The organism is Ruegeria sp. SAZA006, assembly GCF_059613465.1.
Genome location: NZ_JBXWSO010000005.1, coordinates 20,478 through 36,517 on the forward strand (window position 1 = coordinate 20,478; position 16,040 = coordinate 36,517).

General features: G+C 50.8%; 10 protein-coding genes. 7 read left to right on the forward strand and 3 right to left on the reverse strand.

Going from position 1 to position 16,040, the window contains the following annotated elements; genetic code table 11:
• Positions 1–442 precede the first annotated feature (442 nt).
• The 7 genes from AC2FNZ_RS06585 (at position 443) to AC2FNZ_RS06615 (ending at position 10,513) form a co-directional block, all read left to right on the forward strand.
• Complete coding sequence (locus AC2FNZ_RS06585) at positions 443–3,088, forward strand: Z1 domain-containing protein (RefSeq protein WP_496839944.1); 2,646 nt, start codon at positions 443–445, stop codon at positions 3,086–3,088.
• Positions 3,078–4,085, forward strand: a complete 1,008-nt coding sequence (locus tag AC2FNZ_RS06590) for a PD-(D/E)XK motif protein (protein WP_496839946.1) — start codon at positions 3,078–3,080, stop codon at positions 4,083–4,085. The genes AC2FNZ_RS06585 and AC2FNZ_RS06590 overlap by 11 nt, the downstream gene beginning before the upstream one ends.
• Positions 4,085–5,947 (forward strand): hypothetical protein, encoded by a 1,863-nt coding sequence (locus AC2FNZ_RS06595; protein ID WP_496839947.1) that lies wholly within the window; start codon positions 4,085–4,087, stop codon positions 5,945–5,947. The genes AC2FNZ_RS06590 and AC2FNZ_RS06595 overlap by 1 nt, the downstream gene beginning before the upstream one ends.
• Entirely contained in the window at positions 5,944–6,858 is a 915-nt protein-coding gene (locus AC2FNZ_RS06600) for a hypothetical protein (RefSeq protein ID WP_496839948.1), read from the forward strand. Before AC2FNZ_RS06595 ends, AC2FNZ_RS06600 begins: the two co-directional genes overlap by 4 nt.
• On the forward strand, positions 6,858–7,787 hold the full coding sequence (locus AC2FNZ_RS06605) for a DUF6339 family protein (protein ID WP_496839950.1): 930 nt from the start codon (positions 6,858–6,860) through the stop codon (positions 7,785–7,787). Before AC2FNZ_RS06600 ends, AC2FNZ_RS06605 begins: the two co-directional genes overlap by 1 nt.
• Before the next feature lie 844 nt (positions 7,788–8,631).
• Positions 8,632–9,348, forward strand: a complete 717-nt coding sequence (locus AC2FNZ_RS06610) for a hypothetical protein (protein ID WP_496839952.1) — start codon at positions 8,632–8,634, stop codon at positions 9,346–9,348.
• A gap of 259 nt (positions 9,349–9,607) precedes the next feature.
• Complete coding sequence (locus AC2FNZ_RS06615) at positions 9,608–10,513, forward strand: hypothetical protein (protein ID WP_496839953.1); 906 nt, start codon at positions 9,608–9,610, stop codon at positions 10,511–10,513.
• Between the two features lie 60 nt (positions 10,514–10,573).
• Here the strand turns inward: AC2FNZ_RS06615 and AC2FNZ_RS06620 are convergent, their stop codons facing one another.
• The 3 genes from AC2FNZ_RS06620 to AC2FNZ_RS06630 form a co-directional block, all read right to left on the reverse strand.
• The gene (locus AC2FNZ_RS06620; RefSeq protein ID WP_496839955.1) at positions 10,574–11,971 is read right to left on the reverse strand and encodes a DUF8840 domain-containing protein; all 1,398 of its coding nucleotides are present in this window, start codon (positions 11,969–11,971) and stop codon (positions 10,574–10,576) included.
• Between the two features lie 650 nt (positions 11,972–12,621).
• Complete coding sequence (locus AC2FNZ_RS06625) at positions 12,622–14,241, reverse strand: hypothetical protein (RefSeq protein WP_496839957.1); 1,620 nt, start codon at positions 14,239–14,241, stop codon at positions 12,622–12,624.
• Complete coding sequence (locus AC2FNZ_RS06630; RefSeq protein ID WP_496839958.1) at positions 14,238–16,040, reverse strand: hypothetical protein; 1,803 nt, start codon at positions 16,038–16,040, stop codon at positions 14,238–14,240. The genes AC2FNZ_RS06625 and AC2FNZ_RS06630 overlap by 4 nt, the downstream gene beginning before the upstream one ends.

Here is a 16,040-nt window from a genome sequence, read left to right on the forward strand (position 1 = left end):
TGCGCAGAGAACTGCGCGAAGCGGCATTCATAACAAGCGCCCGTGAGGCGCGGTTTATGAAGTTGATCGCAGTCGCTTCATCCAAAGCTGACTGCACAGTGCTCTTTCCAGAGCGTGCCGCCACGGGCCCATCCAGGCTGTGGACTTTTGCAAGCGTGCGCTACGGCCATCCAGCCAGTCCCATGAACCCACTTGCGAATCCGGGGACACTCACAAAGACAGTGAATCGAAATGATCAATCTGCGTCAATACTTTTCCGGCAGAACGCATGGATGGAAATCCACTTGCAGCCCTAGCCAGAATCGAAGCAACTTGAAGCTGAATCGAAAAATCGTACTCTGGCCCAAAAAACCTCTCAGAAACGCCGCGTGCTGAACCGCGACTTCGAAAAAACAGGCAACAAAAAACGTCCGATAACTGAAAGACGAACTTTGAAGGGCATATGACCAAAACATCTCCACAGATAACCGCTTTTCAGAAACAAATCCGAAGCTTGCTTGCGACATCCAATAGTGTTGAGGATGCTGCTCAGCGCGTCCGACAGGAAATTGAAGACATTATGGGGGCATCTCTTTCTCAGGATCAGATTGATGCGCTGAACGCAGCGAGGAAACTGGTCGAGGAAGGTTTGAAGCCAATCGAAGTGCTGCAGCAGCATTCCATACTGACGCCACATGATCGGTGGTACATAGGTACAGGCGTACACTCTAAGCACTGGCCTGCATTTCGCACATTCATTGCCGAAACAAAGGGCTGGGGCGAGGAAACCGCTGAAAAGATCCACGGGTCCTCTGACGAAGTTGTGTCACTATTTGCCGACCCTCGAAAAACGAAATTCCAGTATCGTGGGCTTGTTGTCGGGTATGTGCAGTCCGGAAAAACCGCAAACATGACTGCCGTAATCGCAAAGGCCATCGATGAGGGCTACAACATGGTTGTTGTGCTCGCCGGTCTGACAAACAAACTCCGCCAGCAGACACAAAGAAGGATGGAAAGCGATCTGGTCGCTCGCTATCCGGATGATTGGTTGAGATGGACGAGCAGCGACGATAACGGGGACTTTCGGATTCCCCCCAATAAATCATTCGCAACACCGACTCCCGGCCTCGTCCAACTGTGCGTTCTCAAGAAGAATGTGTCGCCTCTGAAGCACTTCATCGAGACACTGGAACGCACCCCGGCCTCAACATTGCGGCAGCTAAGGGTCCTGCTGATTGATGATGAATGTGATTCAGCCAGCGTGAACGCGGCATCCAAAGAACTGGACATGACCGCAATTAATGAACGGATACGCACGATCATTAAGAAGCTGCCTGCTGTGACCTATGTGGGATACACGGCAACGCCCTTTGCCAATGTACTTATCAACCCTTATCCGGAAAACCGCGACGAACTCGACGACCTTTATCCGCGAAATTTTATTACTGCTCTGGAACGCCCTGAAGGCTACTTTGGCGCAGAACAGCTTTTTGGGCGAGATCCGATAGATGCTGATGAAATCCAGCCTGATGAAGAGGGCTTGGATATGATACGCGAAGTCGCGGAAGAAGAGCTGCCGTTCCTCCAGCCACCGTCGCGGGCCGAAAAGGATGAGTTTCACCCTACTATGACGCCAAGCCTTGAAGAGGCCGTCTTGTACTTCATTGCATCATGTGCGGCGCGTCTGGAACGAGGGCATGGCGACAAGCATATGACTATGCTCATCCACACATCCGTCTACACCATTCTGCACGATCGGGTTTCGGCGCTGATCAAGGGCTGGATAGAAAAGCACAATGATGATCTACGTGACGCCGGCGGACCGATCGGCGCACGCATGAAAGAGATTTGGGAAGGAGAGGCAAACCGACTTCCCGCCTCAATAACCAATGAAACATCAGTCTGCTTCGAAGATCTGTGCCAACACATAGGGACCGTCCTTGAAAGAATCGAAGCAGCGGTCGAAAACGGTTTCAGCGAAAATCGCATAGACTATGAGAACGGCCCAAGAATCTACATCGTCGTTGGTGGTACGGTTCTCGCGCGCGGTCTCACGCTTGAAGGCCTGATGGTAAGCTACTTTCTGCGAACAACGTCGCAATACGACACTCTGCTTCAGATGGGTCGCTGGTTTGGTTACCGCCATGGCTATGAAGATCTGCCTCGTATCTGGATGACAACAGAGCTACGCCGCTCTTTCCGTATGCTCGCTGGTGTTGAAGCGGAGATCAGGGCCGACATTCAGGAATACGTGAATCGCAAAGTGACACCGATGGCTTTTGCTGTCCGCATTCGCTCCATACCCGGAATGGCGATCACGGCAGCAAGCAAGATGCGGCATGCCCAGGTATGCGACATCAGCTATGCCGGCCAGCATATCCAGACTATTCGGTTTGATCATAAAACTAGCACTGTGATTGACGGCAACTGGTCTGCCGGGGCCGAACTTCTCTCAAGTGCTGAAAGGCTTGGAACTCGGGATGCGAATTCGGAAAAACGTCTCTATCGCGGCGTGCCGACCAGTCTTATCAGCCGTTTTCTGAAGAACTACATTATTCACGAAAGCCACAGGGAATTGTCTTCTTCCCTGCTTCTTAAGTACCTCGACGGACTGGAGGAAACGGTAAACTCCTGGAATGTGGGAGTTTATGAACCAAGAGGCGGGCGCGAAAGCAAAAAGGCCTTTGGCGTTGCTGGCCACGTGCGTCTGACGAACCGTGCGATGATCGATGATAAAAAACAGGACATGGCGGACATCAAAGCCCTTATGTCAAAGCGTGACATATTGTTCGACTGCGACCGTGATCTGCCAAATGGTAGAGCAGATGACTGGTCAGGTCTCAAACAGTGGCGTCAGGAATGCCTTGGTCCAGTTCCCTTACTTCTTCTTTATGCCATTGATCGCAACTCGGAGCCCCAACGGCCATCGAAGTACCGCACTAAGCTTGAAGCGTCAGGCGATCTGCTGGGCTTTGGAATAGTCTTCCCGGGCTCCGAGGGTGGAGCAGGTGGATATGTAAGTGTCCGGCTGGAGGCCCCCTCCGGAGATGAACTCGAGTCGCTTGATGAAGAGGTGAACGAACAGCAGGAGGCTGGATATGTCCTCTGAGTCCGGCACACCCGAAGAGGCGTGGTCACGCCTGCGCAAAGGTCAGCATGAAGCCTATGGAATATCTATCCCAACTGTAGCTTCTGATGTCGAAACAAATAACGGAGCGGTGCGGCATGCACTCGGCACGGAAGGCGAAGCACGCCTTCTGGTTCCGATTGGCATGCATGAAAAATTGAAATCATTCAGCGACAGTCCTTCATTGCGTGTGTCTGAGGCGACGTACCAGCAAAACGGTCAGCCGATCCGGTTCATTGACATGACCTGCATGGCACCCGAACTGGACAGCGTGTTTTCGGAAGTCGGCGAAGAGCTGTTGAAAAGAATTCGGAATGGCGCTCCTGCCCAGAGTGCAGTCCGGTCAACCCTGCAGGATTTTCGCTCACTGCTACTGCCCCCCCCTTCCAGGGAGATAAGTGACAGTGAAATTACTGGCCTTGCGGGTGAGCTCTTGGTTCTTTGCCGGCTACTGCGGCTGAATTCGGAGGCCACCGAAGCGTGGAGAGGTCCGGAAGGTGAACGACATGATTTTCGGCGGAACAATCATTCTCTTGAAGTAAAGACAACCAGCCGGATTGCAGATCACTCAGTAAAGATATCTGCGATCGATCAGTTGGATCCACCAGGCGGAGGACGACTGCATCTGGTCCATATCATTCTGGAACGGGACCCAAGCGGCTCGGTAAGTGTCGCGAAGCTCGTTGAAATTGCGAAGTCTCTAGCCGCCGACCCGGAAAAGATAAGAGAGCGCCTCGCACTGCTCGGATGCTCTGAGCCGGAAGCCGAAAGCTGGAACCGGCTTGCCTTCTCAGAGGAAGTAACAGCCTATTTTGAGGTTCGCGAGGGTTTTCCCAAAATCTCTTCGTCGTCTTTCACTTCCGGAGCTTTGCTCAAAGGTATCAAAGCTCTGGAATATACTATCGATCTGTCACTGGCGGCCGACTTCTGCATCAGCAGCGACGAAATCATGAAAATCGAAAAGACTATTGCCGAATAATGCTACCTGATCTCGTACTCCATTCTGAGAACTATTCAGCCACTGGTGGACTCGCAGCTGAAGGGTTCAAAAAACTACTCGGCACACCGGGCCTCGATCTTCTTCAGACGGTTGTCAGAGAGGCCACCCAAAACTGTTGCGACGCAGCAAAACTCGGACACGGCCCGGAGATTCATTTCAGGCTGAGACGGCTGACAGAAGCCCAGCTTTCAACTCTCCGTCAGCATGTCTTCAAAGACCTCCCTGAGCCAAATAGCTCCGGGGAGCCGCTTCGCGAATTTCTTGAAAAAGAAAACCCCTGGGTTCTCGAAATCTGTGATTTCAACACAATTGGACTTGCCGGACCGACACGAGCCGACCGGATTCCGTCAGGCAATGTAGAGACAGACTTCATCGATTTTCTCAGAAACGTCGGATCACCACGAGATACCGATCAAGGTGGTGGAACATACGGTTACGGCAAAACATCGCTTTATTTGAGTAGCCGCTGTTCAACGATCCTCGTAGACACCCAAACCAGTTTCCTTGACCGGGATGTACGCCGGATGTTGGGTTGTCACCTTGGGTCAGCGCATGAAGTTAAAGCCGCAGATGGCAGCTGTGAACGCCGCACCGGCCGGCACTGGTGGGGCATCCCTTCTGAGGACGGCATAATTGCTGATCCCATCGAAGGTGAAGATGCGAGGACCCTCGCTGACGCATTGGGTTTCTTGCCCCGCTCGCCTGAACGCACCGGAACCACGGTTATGATAATCGATCCGGTTTTTCTCGGTGAAGAAGGTGAAGCTCCCGAGACACTAATGGGAATGATCGGCGAGGCGCTGTTGTGGTACTTCTGGCCGAGAATGCTGGCGGATACCAATCCAAAGAAAAAAATCCGCCTACACCTGGAACTGGACCATCAGCACTACACGCTTCCCAAGCCCGAGGATTTTCCGCCACTCGACAACTTCGCCGCGGCGATCCGTGAACTACGGAACGAAAGTTCACCTGTACAGGAAATCAGCAGCAGCCGGCCCAAAAAACTTCTCGGAAAGCTGGCAATACACAAAGGCGTACATGCGCCGCGGACGCGCCTTACCCCTGAGGAATTATCGATAATACCAGAGACAGCGGCTCATATCGCCGTGATGCGACCTGTCGAGCTTGTTGTCCGTTACTACAAAGACGAGCCTTTGCCTGATCCCCGCGTTGAATGGGCAGGTGTGTTCATCAGCGATGGCGACCCGGAAGTAGAAGCTGCTTTCGCCTCCGCGGAACCTCCAGCACATGATGATTGGCAGCCAAGTATTTTGCCAAAAGGTGCGCGACGCACATTTGTGAATGTTGCGGTTACTAAAATCAAAGAAGCCGCGAAGGAAGTTGCCGCGCCCTCCCTCGGCACACAGAGTAAAGGCGACGCCGGTCCTTCACTCGCTCGCGTATCAGGGCAGTTCGGTCGATTACTCGATTCAGCGATTGGGGGTGGTGCCGGTCCTGAGCGCCGAAAGCCTTCAGCAAAAGCCGCTCGGAAAAACAACCGAATTTCTTCACCGGTTTTCCTGAAGCTTGAAGGTCGCGGAGACCAGCGTATTGCAGTGTTCGAAACCACTGTGCATGACGATGGAAAACATGAGGAGTTAAAAGCTGTAGCGAAACCAATGCTCGTTATGGACGGCGGTGCATCAGCAGATGGCGCGTGGGGCACAACCGCACCGGAAGTGATTTCATGGACCCGACCCGATGGCACGGTTGTCAGTGAGACGGATAGTCTGCTGCTGCGTGGATATTCAGGTGATCTGGAGATACGAGTATCCATTCCAGAAGATAGTGCAGTGATTTTGAAAGCGTCTCTGGAAAAACCTGAAGGAGAAGCAGCATGAGCCGCATTGCTTTTCCGTTCTTAACACTGGGACCCGACGCGATAGGGAGTACGGTCTGGGAATTGGTTTCCGACAATGGAAAATCAGTCCCGCTCCAGAAATACATCGAAGACTGGGACTACCTTCGATCTCTGCGCTTAAGGCGAGTTCTGAAGGTCAATCGCGAAATTGCCGCTGTGCATCTTGGCATTCCGGAAGCGGATCTCAAATTGAGCGCTATACTCCGCGTAGGCACTGGTCCAGGAAGCCTTCCTCGCGCATGGATACGTACAAGGAAAATCGAGCCTAAAAATGCTGAAGAAACCAACGAGGAATTCGAGATCGACGAGTTACTGCCTGGGTCTGAACTGTCCGGCCGGCTCATGCTTGAAATCTCGATACTTTCGTTCAGTGTTACGGACGCTGCGGAAAAGCTCGCACCAGCTATCAGTGGCGCGAAAGTCTGGAATAGTGAATTCAACGTATTGCTGGAAGGAACCGAACCGCGGTTCCCAATGGAGACTGTCAGTTTTGAAAGGCTGTTCCCTGGCCGACCACATGCCTCTTCGCTCTGGTACCTTCATTGGTCGCCAGGCAGCTTTCACAGAGATTTTGGTGGATCCGTTCGCCTCTACATAAATGCCGACCGGGAGGATTTTCTGGACCAGCTTACAGCAAATGACCCCGTTGTACTTCAAACCATAATGGCGGACGTCATGACGCAGCTGATTTCTCGAATTGTTCGTATGGACGAAGCCGAAGAGACGATTGGCCAAGCCGAAGATGGAACAATTGCAGGCTATGTGGGTAGCTGGATAAAGCTCGCTTTCCCCGGAGAGAGTATCGAAGGCGTCCGCAGCAAGCTTGATCGCAGACCAGGGGAATTCCATGCCGCTGTTCTTGCGGCCGCAGAGACAGGAGATCTAGATTGATGACTGTCATCCTCCTCCCGCGCCTGAACCAGATCGATGTTGATGCAGTACTCGATGAAAAAGGGGACGAGCTTGATCTCAAAACTTCCCTTGATTTCGTAAGCCAGCTCCCGGACACCATTAGTTATGCGGCTAGCGGCGGCAGCCCTTTAGAGAAGGGGAAAATACTTGGGATACGCCTGTCACTTCTAGCTTCAGCTGAGAAATATGGATTTCCCAATCGGGCTGCCGCTAAGGAGAGAGCGCTTTTTGACCTCGAAGTGACCAAGTATCTCGGAGAAAATTCTCTCTTCTCTACGCCGGATGCGCTTCGAGACGATGTTTGGGCTTTCATTGCCACCGTGGTCGCTCCGGACATCGTTTCTTGGAGATTCAGTGCTTCGGCGCGCGAGCGATTTCACGGAGGTGTCAGAAATGCCTTTCAGCGACTGTGGTTGCGCGCGTGGTCTTTGGACCGAGGAGAGAATGCCGATGATCGCTGGGGATTAATCAGCGAGCTGACAGAAGATGCTTTTGTTCAAATAGTTGAACGCCCATCTATTGGCGGCGATCGTCGTATCGCGCTGGCACTTGCCGAGGGCTGGGTGCGAATGTCGCGACGAGTAGGTCGCGGTGCGATGGAAGCTATAATGAGGCGTGCTGTGATTGCTGTCCGACTGAACAATCAAATCCGGATGCTTTCTGCCCTGGAAGATGCTTCGCTCCATGCCGCTATCGATGCGGCATTCGAGCGAGCAAGGAAAAGTCTGAACATCGACCCTTCAGGGCCTGTTGCGAAAGAAGAGCAACCAGATAGTGAGCCGAAACGTCACGAAACGGTCGCTTCCGACATCCCCTCTGCTGGCAGAGGCTATGAACCGAACGCCGGGTCGAACGCTTTCTCACGAGTCTCATCGTTTTTAAGGCGACGCACACAAAAAAACGAATGAGCTTTACCGCGAATAGCTTCCCTGAAAGCTTGCGGGAAGTCCCTGCTCAAGAAAACTGTTTCCCTGATCGTCAAAAATAAATTCCCTGTTAATGGGTTTAGGGAATTGGCCCTTAACCCTCTGAAATTTCTCTTGGATTTGCAGTCGAGCTAGCGGAAATACCCCGAAAACAAACAAAATTCCCTGTATTTTCCCTGTTTTCAGGGAATTTTCGGTGGAGACAGGCTAGCTCGAGACTGCGTGCACAGCCACTAATTCTCTGAAAATCGTTGGATCAAGAGATTGGGCACTATTCATTTCGAACAGTGTGCCACAGTAATTGGGATCTGTACGGCAAAGCGCAAATCGACCTGCGCAAAAATTCCAAACGTTGAAGAGCCACCTATTTTGGCTCCAAATACTGCATGTTGATCTGGGGTTCGGCGAGCGTTGTTCGCTGCGCAAGTCGCAAATCGACCGCTTTCGGCTCGACATCAACCTATCTAGAGTTTTGAATATAAAAGAGGCTTCAAAGAATTGAAGTGGTGCCGGGGGCGGAATCGAACCACCGACACGAGGATTTTCAATCCAATGTGGTAGAAACGCCCACTTGGAAGCGATAGCCTATTCTTGTTACGCTTCCGATAGTCATCTATCTGTTTTTATATGAGTTTTTAACTTTGTTAAAGGCTGCTTTAAACTCCTGTCCGCGAAATTCTCAACCAGAATCGAGCTTTGTCCACATTTTTTGCAATGGTACAGAAGTGGTACGGGAAGAAACATCCGCATATTCTAACGGTTTCATCATTGGCTCCCGTTTCAGAGATACTTACGCTTCGACCGAAGTCAGGAAGAGGGCAGGAATTTGAGCTTGTTCAAGAGCCACATTGTATTCTGGGGGTCCGCGGTGGCAGTTACGGCCTCTGTAGCTTGGGGATACTACGAAGGTGGCTTCGAGCCCTGGATCGTTGCTTTGCTTGGCATTGTGGGGATCGTAGCAAATTCTGAACTTCTTCCATTTGTCGGACGCAAGATGAGGGTTCTAACTCCAGAGCAAAAGATTGCAGCCCGCGACAAGTGGCGCCCAGAGTTTGAAGGCTATTTTCTAGAAACCGCGAAAAACGGCTATGTAGGTGATACAATCATCCACGATGTCGGCCGCCTTGATACATACCCCAACTCTGGCGATGAAAAAGGTATTTCGTCTTGGTTTCGAGTTGGCCTAATGGGAACCTACTACAAGGGAATTCTTCTAGGGCTGCGATGGACTTACCTTAAAGAAAAGGAAGGGGGCTGGGTCGAAAATTCTACGGGTGAGGAAGATGGTTCAATCAAGGTAATGTTGCTTGGCGAGGTTCCCTATGAGTGCATTGAGTCTGTGAATTTTGACGGTGATGACTTCTACAACAAGCCCCATATCTACTGCCATTTTGACTTTCAGGGTGAGCCATACGAGAGGCTATTTTACGGCGAACAGTTTCAGTTGAACGCTGGTTTACGTTATCACTATCGGGAATTGGCAGAGTATGATCGCAACCCAAGCCGCCGACGAAGTATCCTGAGCCGCCGCTCGAAGAAATAGTCAAATAAATCATATGCTTCCAGCCAACCCTCGGCTTCCCAAGTTGGACGCGGCTCTTGACAGGGGGCAAATGCATTCCGAAACAACTAGAGCTTTCTCGCGACGCGCGGCGCCGCTTGCTTGTAGTTGTATGCCGTTAGGGCACTGATCTTAACCTAGGTGAATCAATTGGACCGCGAGAACGGAGGTGAGATCTTTCCAAATCACGTCTGGCTATGCTCAAATCGTCTTGGCTTGATAGGCAACTTGGACCGCACAGATGCTAGACGAAGTAATTGAAAAATTAGCGATAGCTGAGCAGTTTGCGCATAACGCCCAGTACGCGGGAGTAGCACGACAGGCGGTTGCGGATGGATACTCTTGCGTTGATGCAGTGTTCTCAGCGCTCTTGATTTATGCGGGCCAAGAACCGCCGCGCAACCACAAACAGAAACTCGCTAAGGTTAAGGCCAAGTACCCAAACGCCTTTGAAGATCGGACTGAACACTACCCTACAGGATTCTCTTTTTCCGGCGGAGTAGCTTGGGACAGAATTGAATCCTTTTATGAGGAGTGGCTCGCGAGTCGCTATGAGAAGTTTGAAATGGAAGCAGGCGCAGCTCGTCAAAGAGTGGCAGAAACGCTACGCATAAAAGATTTGGCCATGACGCTGATTTCAGATGCTGAAGGTGACTCAGTTGGTAACATCTCAATCAGAGTTCAGGTGGCAGCCTTCGGGTATCAGTTTTCCGAAGTTCACAAGGCGGTAGGCTTGGCTCATGACCACTTATTTCAGGAGGCTGAAGTCGCCGGTGAAATGAGCGGATCGAAGCTTGGGACAAAAATGGCGGCCGCGACTAATTTCTGTGATGCTGACTTTATTGGTGGCGATGAAATCACAAGAAAAATCATTGAAGAGGACGATGAAATTGCAGGCCACGCTGCTGACGTTTTCTTAGGCTTCGTCAGGCTCGCGGAGGAAATAAGGATGAAACGGCTAGAGCTTCTGTCAAAGAATCCTGGTGAGCCGACACCTGAAGAGGTGAATGACTCTACGAATTTCATGCTTAGTTTGAAGGCCAAATACCACGGAGAGCCTTTGTTCGACACTGCCGCAGGCATAGTCGAAATGCTAAACGGCGTATTGGCTGGGTCTTTATCGAAGAACAAGGACGACCTACACTAGCAACTGTATTTCTCAGGCGGGTTTGGGGCAAGGGAGCGCGGATTTCGAAGGCATCCCGCACTACAGCTTTTCGTGCACAAGTGGCTCCAAGCCCCGATAGTTAACATAAATGGGATCGCCCCGGTGGATTCTGCGGGTGACGTGTACTTCACGGTTGTCAAACTCGTCGTTCGTACTGGTTATCCTGACGCTTGCGAACATCGGCAAGATATTCTTAGATTTAAGTGCCTTTGAAAAACTGTCCACGTCATCGGGTCGTTGTGCTCCCACATTCACCTTTCGTGAAGTTCTCACGACAACGCCGTAAACTCGACCGTTTTTTTCACAGGTGATCGATGGATTGACCCTAGGGTTCGGCTGCCATGATATAACGCTGTAGCCATCGCCTTCAATTTGTGAACGCACAACTTGCAATCCGAAATCATGCACTTCCCAATCCGACATCACGGCTTTGGAATTTGGAATGTAGTCGTCGGGGTTTAACGGTAATGTGTCCGTTCCAATTAGGCCCCAGCCGCTGTATGCCGCCCTCCACTCACCATGCGAATTGATCATTGGAAGTAAGCACGCAATCCCATTTGCCTCGTTTGCCAAACGGTCAAGCGCATCAGGGTTTAGTTCAGGGTGTTGATTTTTCGAAACATCGAAGCACTGAACAAAAAAAATCTGACTTCCCAAGCGAAAGGAGAAATGTTCACAAAATATCGGAGCTTCATTCCGCAACCACCCACCAAATTCTGTATGAACTTCTCGATCCGCTGATTGTTTACGCAACCAAGGCCACATAGAGCTCTGCAAATGACGGCCTGCATGTGTCAACAGATCGGCAAAGTTTTTTGTGATCTCCACGGGAGTCACTGGATAAAGCGATTTCTCTGACCTGCCTTCACCCGCTTTGGCGTCGAGAATTTTCTGAATTTTCTCGTCAATCGAATTTATTGCACGCTTCATTTCAGAATTGCTATGCAGAACTTGCGAAAGCTTGGAACAAATGAACCTGGACTGATCTTGGATCAGAATTTTGTGGAAACCCTCATCTTTTCTCACCTCTTCATAAACAATGTTAAGAATTTCCTCCAAAGCCTCTGGGACTTGATCATCCAGCGGAACGGGAGCGCTTTCTACAAGTCTTTCCAATAGATACTGAGGAATGGAAAGCTCCCCATCAGCCCTTGCCAATTCAACTGGATCAAGTTCAATCTTGTCACTGCACTCAGCAAACAATTGAAGTGCCGCCGCAGCCCCCCGCTCGGAGATCCCAAGTTGGGAAAGTCGCTTCTCCGCTTTGCGAACGACTTTCTTTCTTCGAGAAAGCTCACTGCTTTGCCAGATCTGCGCTCCGAGACTAACTAGGCCTACCAACGGAACTGCAAGCGGAAGAGCGGACGTTGCGGCACCACATAATCCGATTGCCCCTACCGCAAGATCCGTACCCTTTTCGACCAGTTCATGTCTCACACTTGTGTCTTTGCCAAGTATTTTTCCTAGCAACTTCAATACCTCACTGCTCGGTTCGACATAGATAGACTACAACTGATGGACGGCATCAATATGGTTTCAAGAAAATGCAACTCCGCATCGCCCAGTCCAAAACGCATCCCCAAAAGGCGAACTTGCTGGCCCCCTTGCGCAGTGCTGTGGTCAGTTGTTCCAGTGTCAAGCACCGCAAGCCATTCGCTGGCGACAATTGGCGGAGGAACTGCCTCATTCCCGGGTCGCAGCGTTATGTCGGACGAGGACTGGACGTTCCTTTAACGGTTCATCCTACCGATCTGGGCCCCGAATACCCCCAATAACACCCCCAGATTCAATTGCTTCAAATTTCAATTACTTAGCTCAACAGTATGATTCCGCTTTTGGGAATCCAACCAGAGCGCCTGGAAACGAAGCGTCCGAGCAAAGCAGCTCAAATCAGATTAACCCCAACATTGCTGCGGATATGGCGTACGACCAGTTTCGAGCGAAACGGTCGTTCAGGGCGATTTCTTTATTTTGGTTCTGAGCCTTTAACTGCTAACTGAAAAATGCAGTCCGAAGCCCAGCTCGCACAAAGTTGGATTCACCTGTATGCGATACGCATTCGCATACAGGTGTTTTTGCAAATAAGATTAGGATCGATAGACTGGCGCTAGAGTCCTCTTTCCCGGGTCGCGATCAAAGTGGTCGACACTTTCTTTTTGCTCAGGCAGAGCGGGATGAGCTCCGCCGATTGATACAGCGAGTTGAGGGTAAAACGGTTCAATCTCGGGGTATGCTTCTCGCAATAGCTCAGGCATAGCTTCTGCCAGTTCAAGTTTTAACCGTTTACCATCCAGTTCCAGTGGCTTGGAAGTAAGGTCTTTGACGATGGGTAGTTGCGCTCCACCGCCAGTAGGGACCAAGAATGCTCTTCCCGTTCCTTCACTAACGGCAAAAGCTGCACGTACTACCATCTCGTTTATCGCCGAAAATATTTTCTGTACATTTGGATCAGCCAGAAACTGGTCGAGGCTAACATCGACTAGCTCGTCCGTCACGAGATCTACGCTAATCTCACCGGCGTCAAAAAGCCGTTCTTTTTCGGCGCGAATGCTCTTCCGAAGCGCCCGATCACATTGATCATATTCTGAACTACCCTTAGCAAGACTGCTTTGATCCAAAATGTGCTTTCTTAGCGCATTGTCGAGCATATTACCTGCCAAGTTTTTCGCACCACGAGCGCTTTGGATTTCCCAAACACTCACATGATCTTCATCGCGTTTTACGCAAATGCACCCGCCTACGTCGGTCGTACCAGCACCGATATCCAAGATCACATAGTGTTGGCGCCCATTTGGCCGCGCGTCCATCAAAGCGCCTGCGCCTGCGGCAGTTGCCTCCAATACTGGTTCTTCAAGAAGAGCGAACGGTAGGTTTTCGTTGGAAGCTTTCCTGGCTGCAAGGAGCAAAGCGGCTGCTCGGTGTGCATCTAGTTCACTTTCGAAAGCGTTGGCGTAAGCGCGTGCCAAAGCCATAGCTTCGGACACGATCCTTTCCATTGCCTTAGCGTTTTCCGCAGCAACGCGTTTGTCCCAGGCTGGATGCGTATAGCGGGTCAACAGAGAGTTACTAACACCCATCTCATCAAGTGAAAGATCCACCATTCTGATCAAATGGGACAAGTATAAGACAAGAACATCTCTCTCCGAAAACAGTCCCGTTGGGTCCTTCTTGTCAGACAGCATTCGCTTTGAAAGGTTAGCGACCTCTTTGGTTAAGGTCATGTACTGCTTGGGGTTGTCAATTAATCTGTCCTGCTCGGCGGCCAAGTCCTCAAAAAGTTTGCGAGCCGTTCTGCCAAAATGAACTTTTCCTTCGTGAACTAGAAGCTCTGAAGGCATTAGGTACTTTTCGGCTCCCAACGCATCCCGCGAGAGCGCAATGTCGATCAACTCTGGGGTCTCAAGTGGATCATTACCTTTACACGCAAAAGCTTTAGAAAATGACGTCCCAAAATCGATGCAGAGATGAATTTCGTCAGCGATTTCCTGCGCTGGATTCCATTTCACTACAAAATGCTCATCTTCGCCCAGATTTTCGCTATCTTCAGCAATCTCGTTATCTTTCTTTAGCTCTTTAGCAATAGCATCCTTCCCAAGGAGTACGCGTAGTGCATCAAGCTCTACTTCCGAAAGAAATGTAGCCTGTCGATTTACGGACGCTCTTTCCGCAAGACCCTCTAGGACCAAATTGGCAAGTTCTTTGTTCATATGCTGCGTACTCTCGGCTTCAAAAGGATTCGTTCAGGGCGACCCGGTTCTTTCAAACGTGTGCCAGGTCGGGAAACAATAGAATTGCTTCCAATCGCAATTTCCCCAATTGGTTCGTGTTGAGCTGGGTCAAACTCTACTGTGTCGCCGACGCGACCGAATAATTCCAGGTGTCGTCGTTTTGCCATTGACCCAACGATCTGGGAAACTTGCTTAATTCGCTTTCCTATCTCCAAAACACCATCGCCTTGTTCTGGCATAAGGTCTTCGATTTCCCTTGAAAGGCTAGTGATTTCAGAAGAGTCCAATTCGGCCGAAGCCAGATAGATAAGAAGCCTGGAAACGTCTTCGTTTGTGCGCTCAGTTGAAAGAGCGTCCACAACTTCGCTTGAATGCCTGCTCTTGGCCGAACCACCTGTAACCAACCAAGTCCCCATTTCCTCGGACAAGGTGGCATCCAAGTTTACCGTCCTTTCAGCAAGTCGTTGAAAAGCGGAACGCCCGACAGCCTCCATAATCCCCTTGCGCAAAGGTTCGTTCTTGTGACCTTGTCGGGCGAATACTAGTAGAGTTTCTACGCCGGTAGCGGCGAGTTTCGCGCCCAAGCGTTCAACCTCGACTGGAGCCGAGGCGGGGCGCCACCAGTCTTTCATATCACTGACAGCAATGTAAGTACGCGGATCGGATGAAATCGAGAGCGAAAGGCGGGCGACATCAGCCAAGACAGCAAGACTATCCTGCACATACTCTTCTCGTAGGGTCTTTTCTTCCGGCCCGTCGTCAGAGAAGTGTCCAGAAAGCAAAATACGAAGCTGGTTTCCGTAATCTGGCCCGGCTGGCAGCTCAGACAGGATCAGTTCGTCTTTTAGCGCCGGGACAATACGCCGAATCCGACGTGCCAAAGAGTTGGACCTTGATCTTTGAGCACCGAACACATGACTTATTGACGAATTAATTTGCCTTAGTAGGTCTTCGCGGGAACTCGCTGCCGCAAACGCGATCTCGACCCAAGTCTTTCGCGCCTTCTCACCTACGTCTTCGCGGACAATCTCAGTGAAGGCTATGTCGGCAACTCTACTGGGATCTGCAAGCTGCATTGCCTTTGCTAGATACCAACGATCCTCACCGTCATGAAGTGCAACAAAAGGTGGCTTTGATGTCTTGAGGCACTCCACCATGTGCGGGTTGAAGATTTCCTCCATTGGCTTTGAGACGGAAGCTGCTCTGCTGGACACGGAGAGACCAGCGCAAACCGTGTGTGCAATCTGGCTATGAAGAACCTTCGAGATTTCGGATACTACGGCTTGAAACTCATCGGTTTCAGCGAACTCCTTTGTTAACTTTCGGTCTTTGATTAGCGCCCGTAACCGACGCACAGGCAAAGGATCTTCAAGCTGATTCTCCGGATCGTCATTTTTTTTTGCATTTTCGGTCATCTGATCCTGCTCTTTTTTGTCTGAACGGCATCGCCTGTCCAAAAAATTGTTTGGCTGACCTAACTGTCGCCTTAGTTTTTCAACATGTTGATCGATGCGCGGGTTCCGTTCAAGTTGCTTTGGAAGCTGAATCTTCGGCGGTGGCGGCCAAGTTCTTACTATGAAGCGCTCCCAATCATAATTCCCATCGCGCTTTCGCGCTTGAAATTGCCGTCTCTGATCCCTTGTTTCGCTACCTGTGCCCGAAACCCTGCACCACATCGGCATCTGTCCTTCGCAACCCGTGAGGCGCCTCAGATTGAAACGCATTTCTTTGTGTAGAGAAGATCGGTTCTTAGCATTTATATTCAGTTTCTTTTTCAA

What these genes read in the sequence shown, in the direction of transcription:
- AC2FNZ_RS06585 (WP_496839944.1), top strand. Translation starts at nt 443, where the DNA reads ATGACCAAAACATCTCCACAGATAACCGCTTTTCAGAAACAAATCCGA.
- AC2FNZ_RS06590 (WP_496839946.1), top strand. Translation starts at nt 3,078, where the DNA reads ATGTCCTCTGAGTCCGGCACACCCGAAGAGGCGTGGTCACGCCTGCGC.
- AC2FNZ_RS06595 (WP_496839947.1), top strand. Translation starts at nt 4,085, where the DNA reads ATGCTACCTGATCTCGTACTCCATTCTGAGAACTATTCAGCCACTGGT.
- AC2FNZ_RS06600 (WP_496839948.1), top strand. Translation starts at nt 5,944, where the DNA reads ATGAGCCGCATTGCTTTTCCGTTCTTAACACTGGGACCCGACGCGATA.
- AC2FNZ_RS06605 (WP_496839950.1), top strand. Translation starts at nt 6,858, where the DNA reads ATGACTGTCATCCTCCTCCCGCGCCTGAACCAGATCGATGTTGATGCA.
- AC2FNZ_RS06615 (WP_496839953.1), top strand. Translation starts at nt 9,608, where the DNA reads ATGCTAGACGAAGTAATTGAAAAATTAGCGATAGCTGAGCAGTTTGCG.
- AC2FNZ_RS06625 (WP_496839957.1), bottom strand. Translation starts at nt 14,241, where the DNA reads ATGAACAAAGAACTTGCCAATTTGGTCCTAGAGGGTCTTGCGGAAAGA.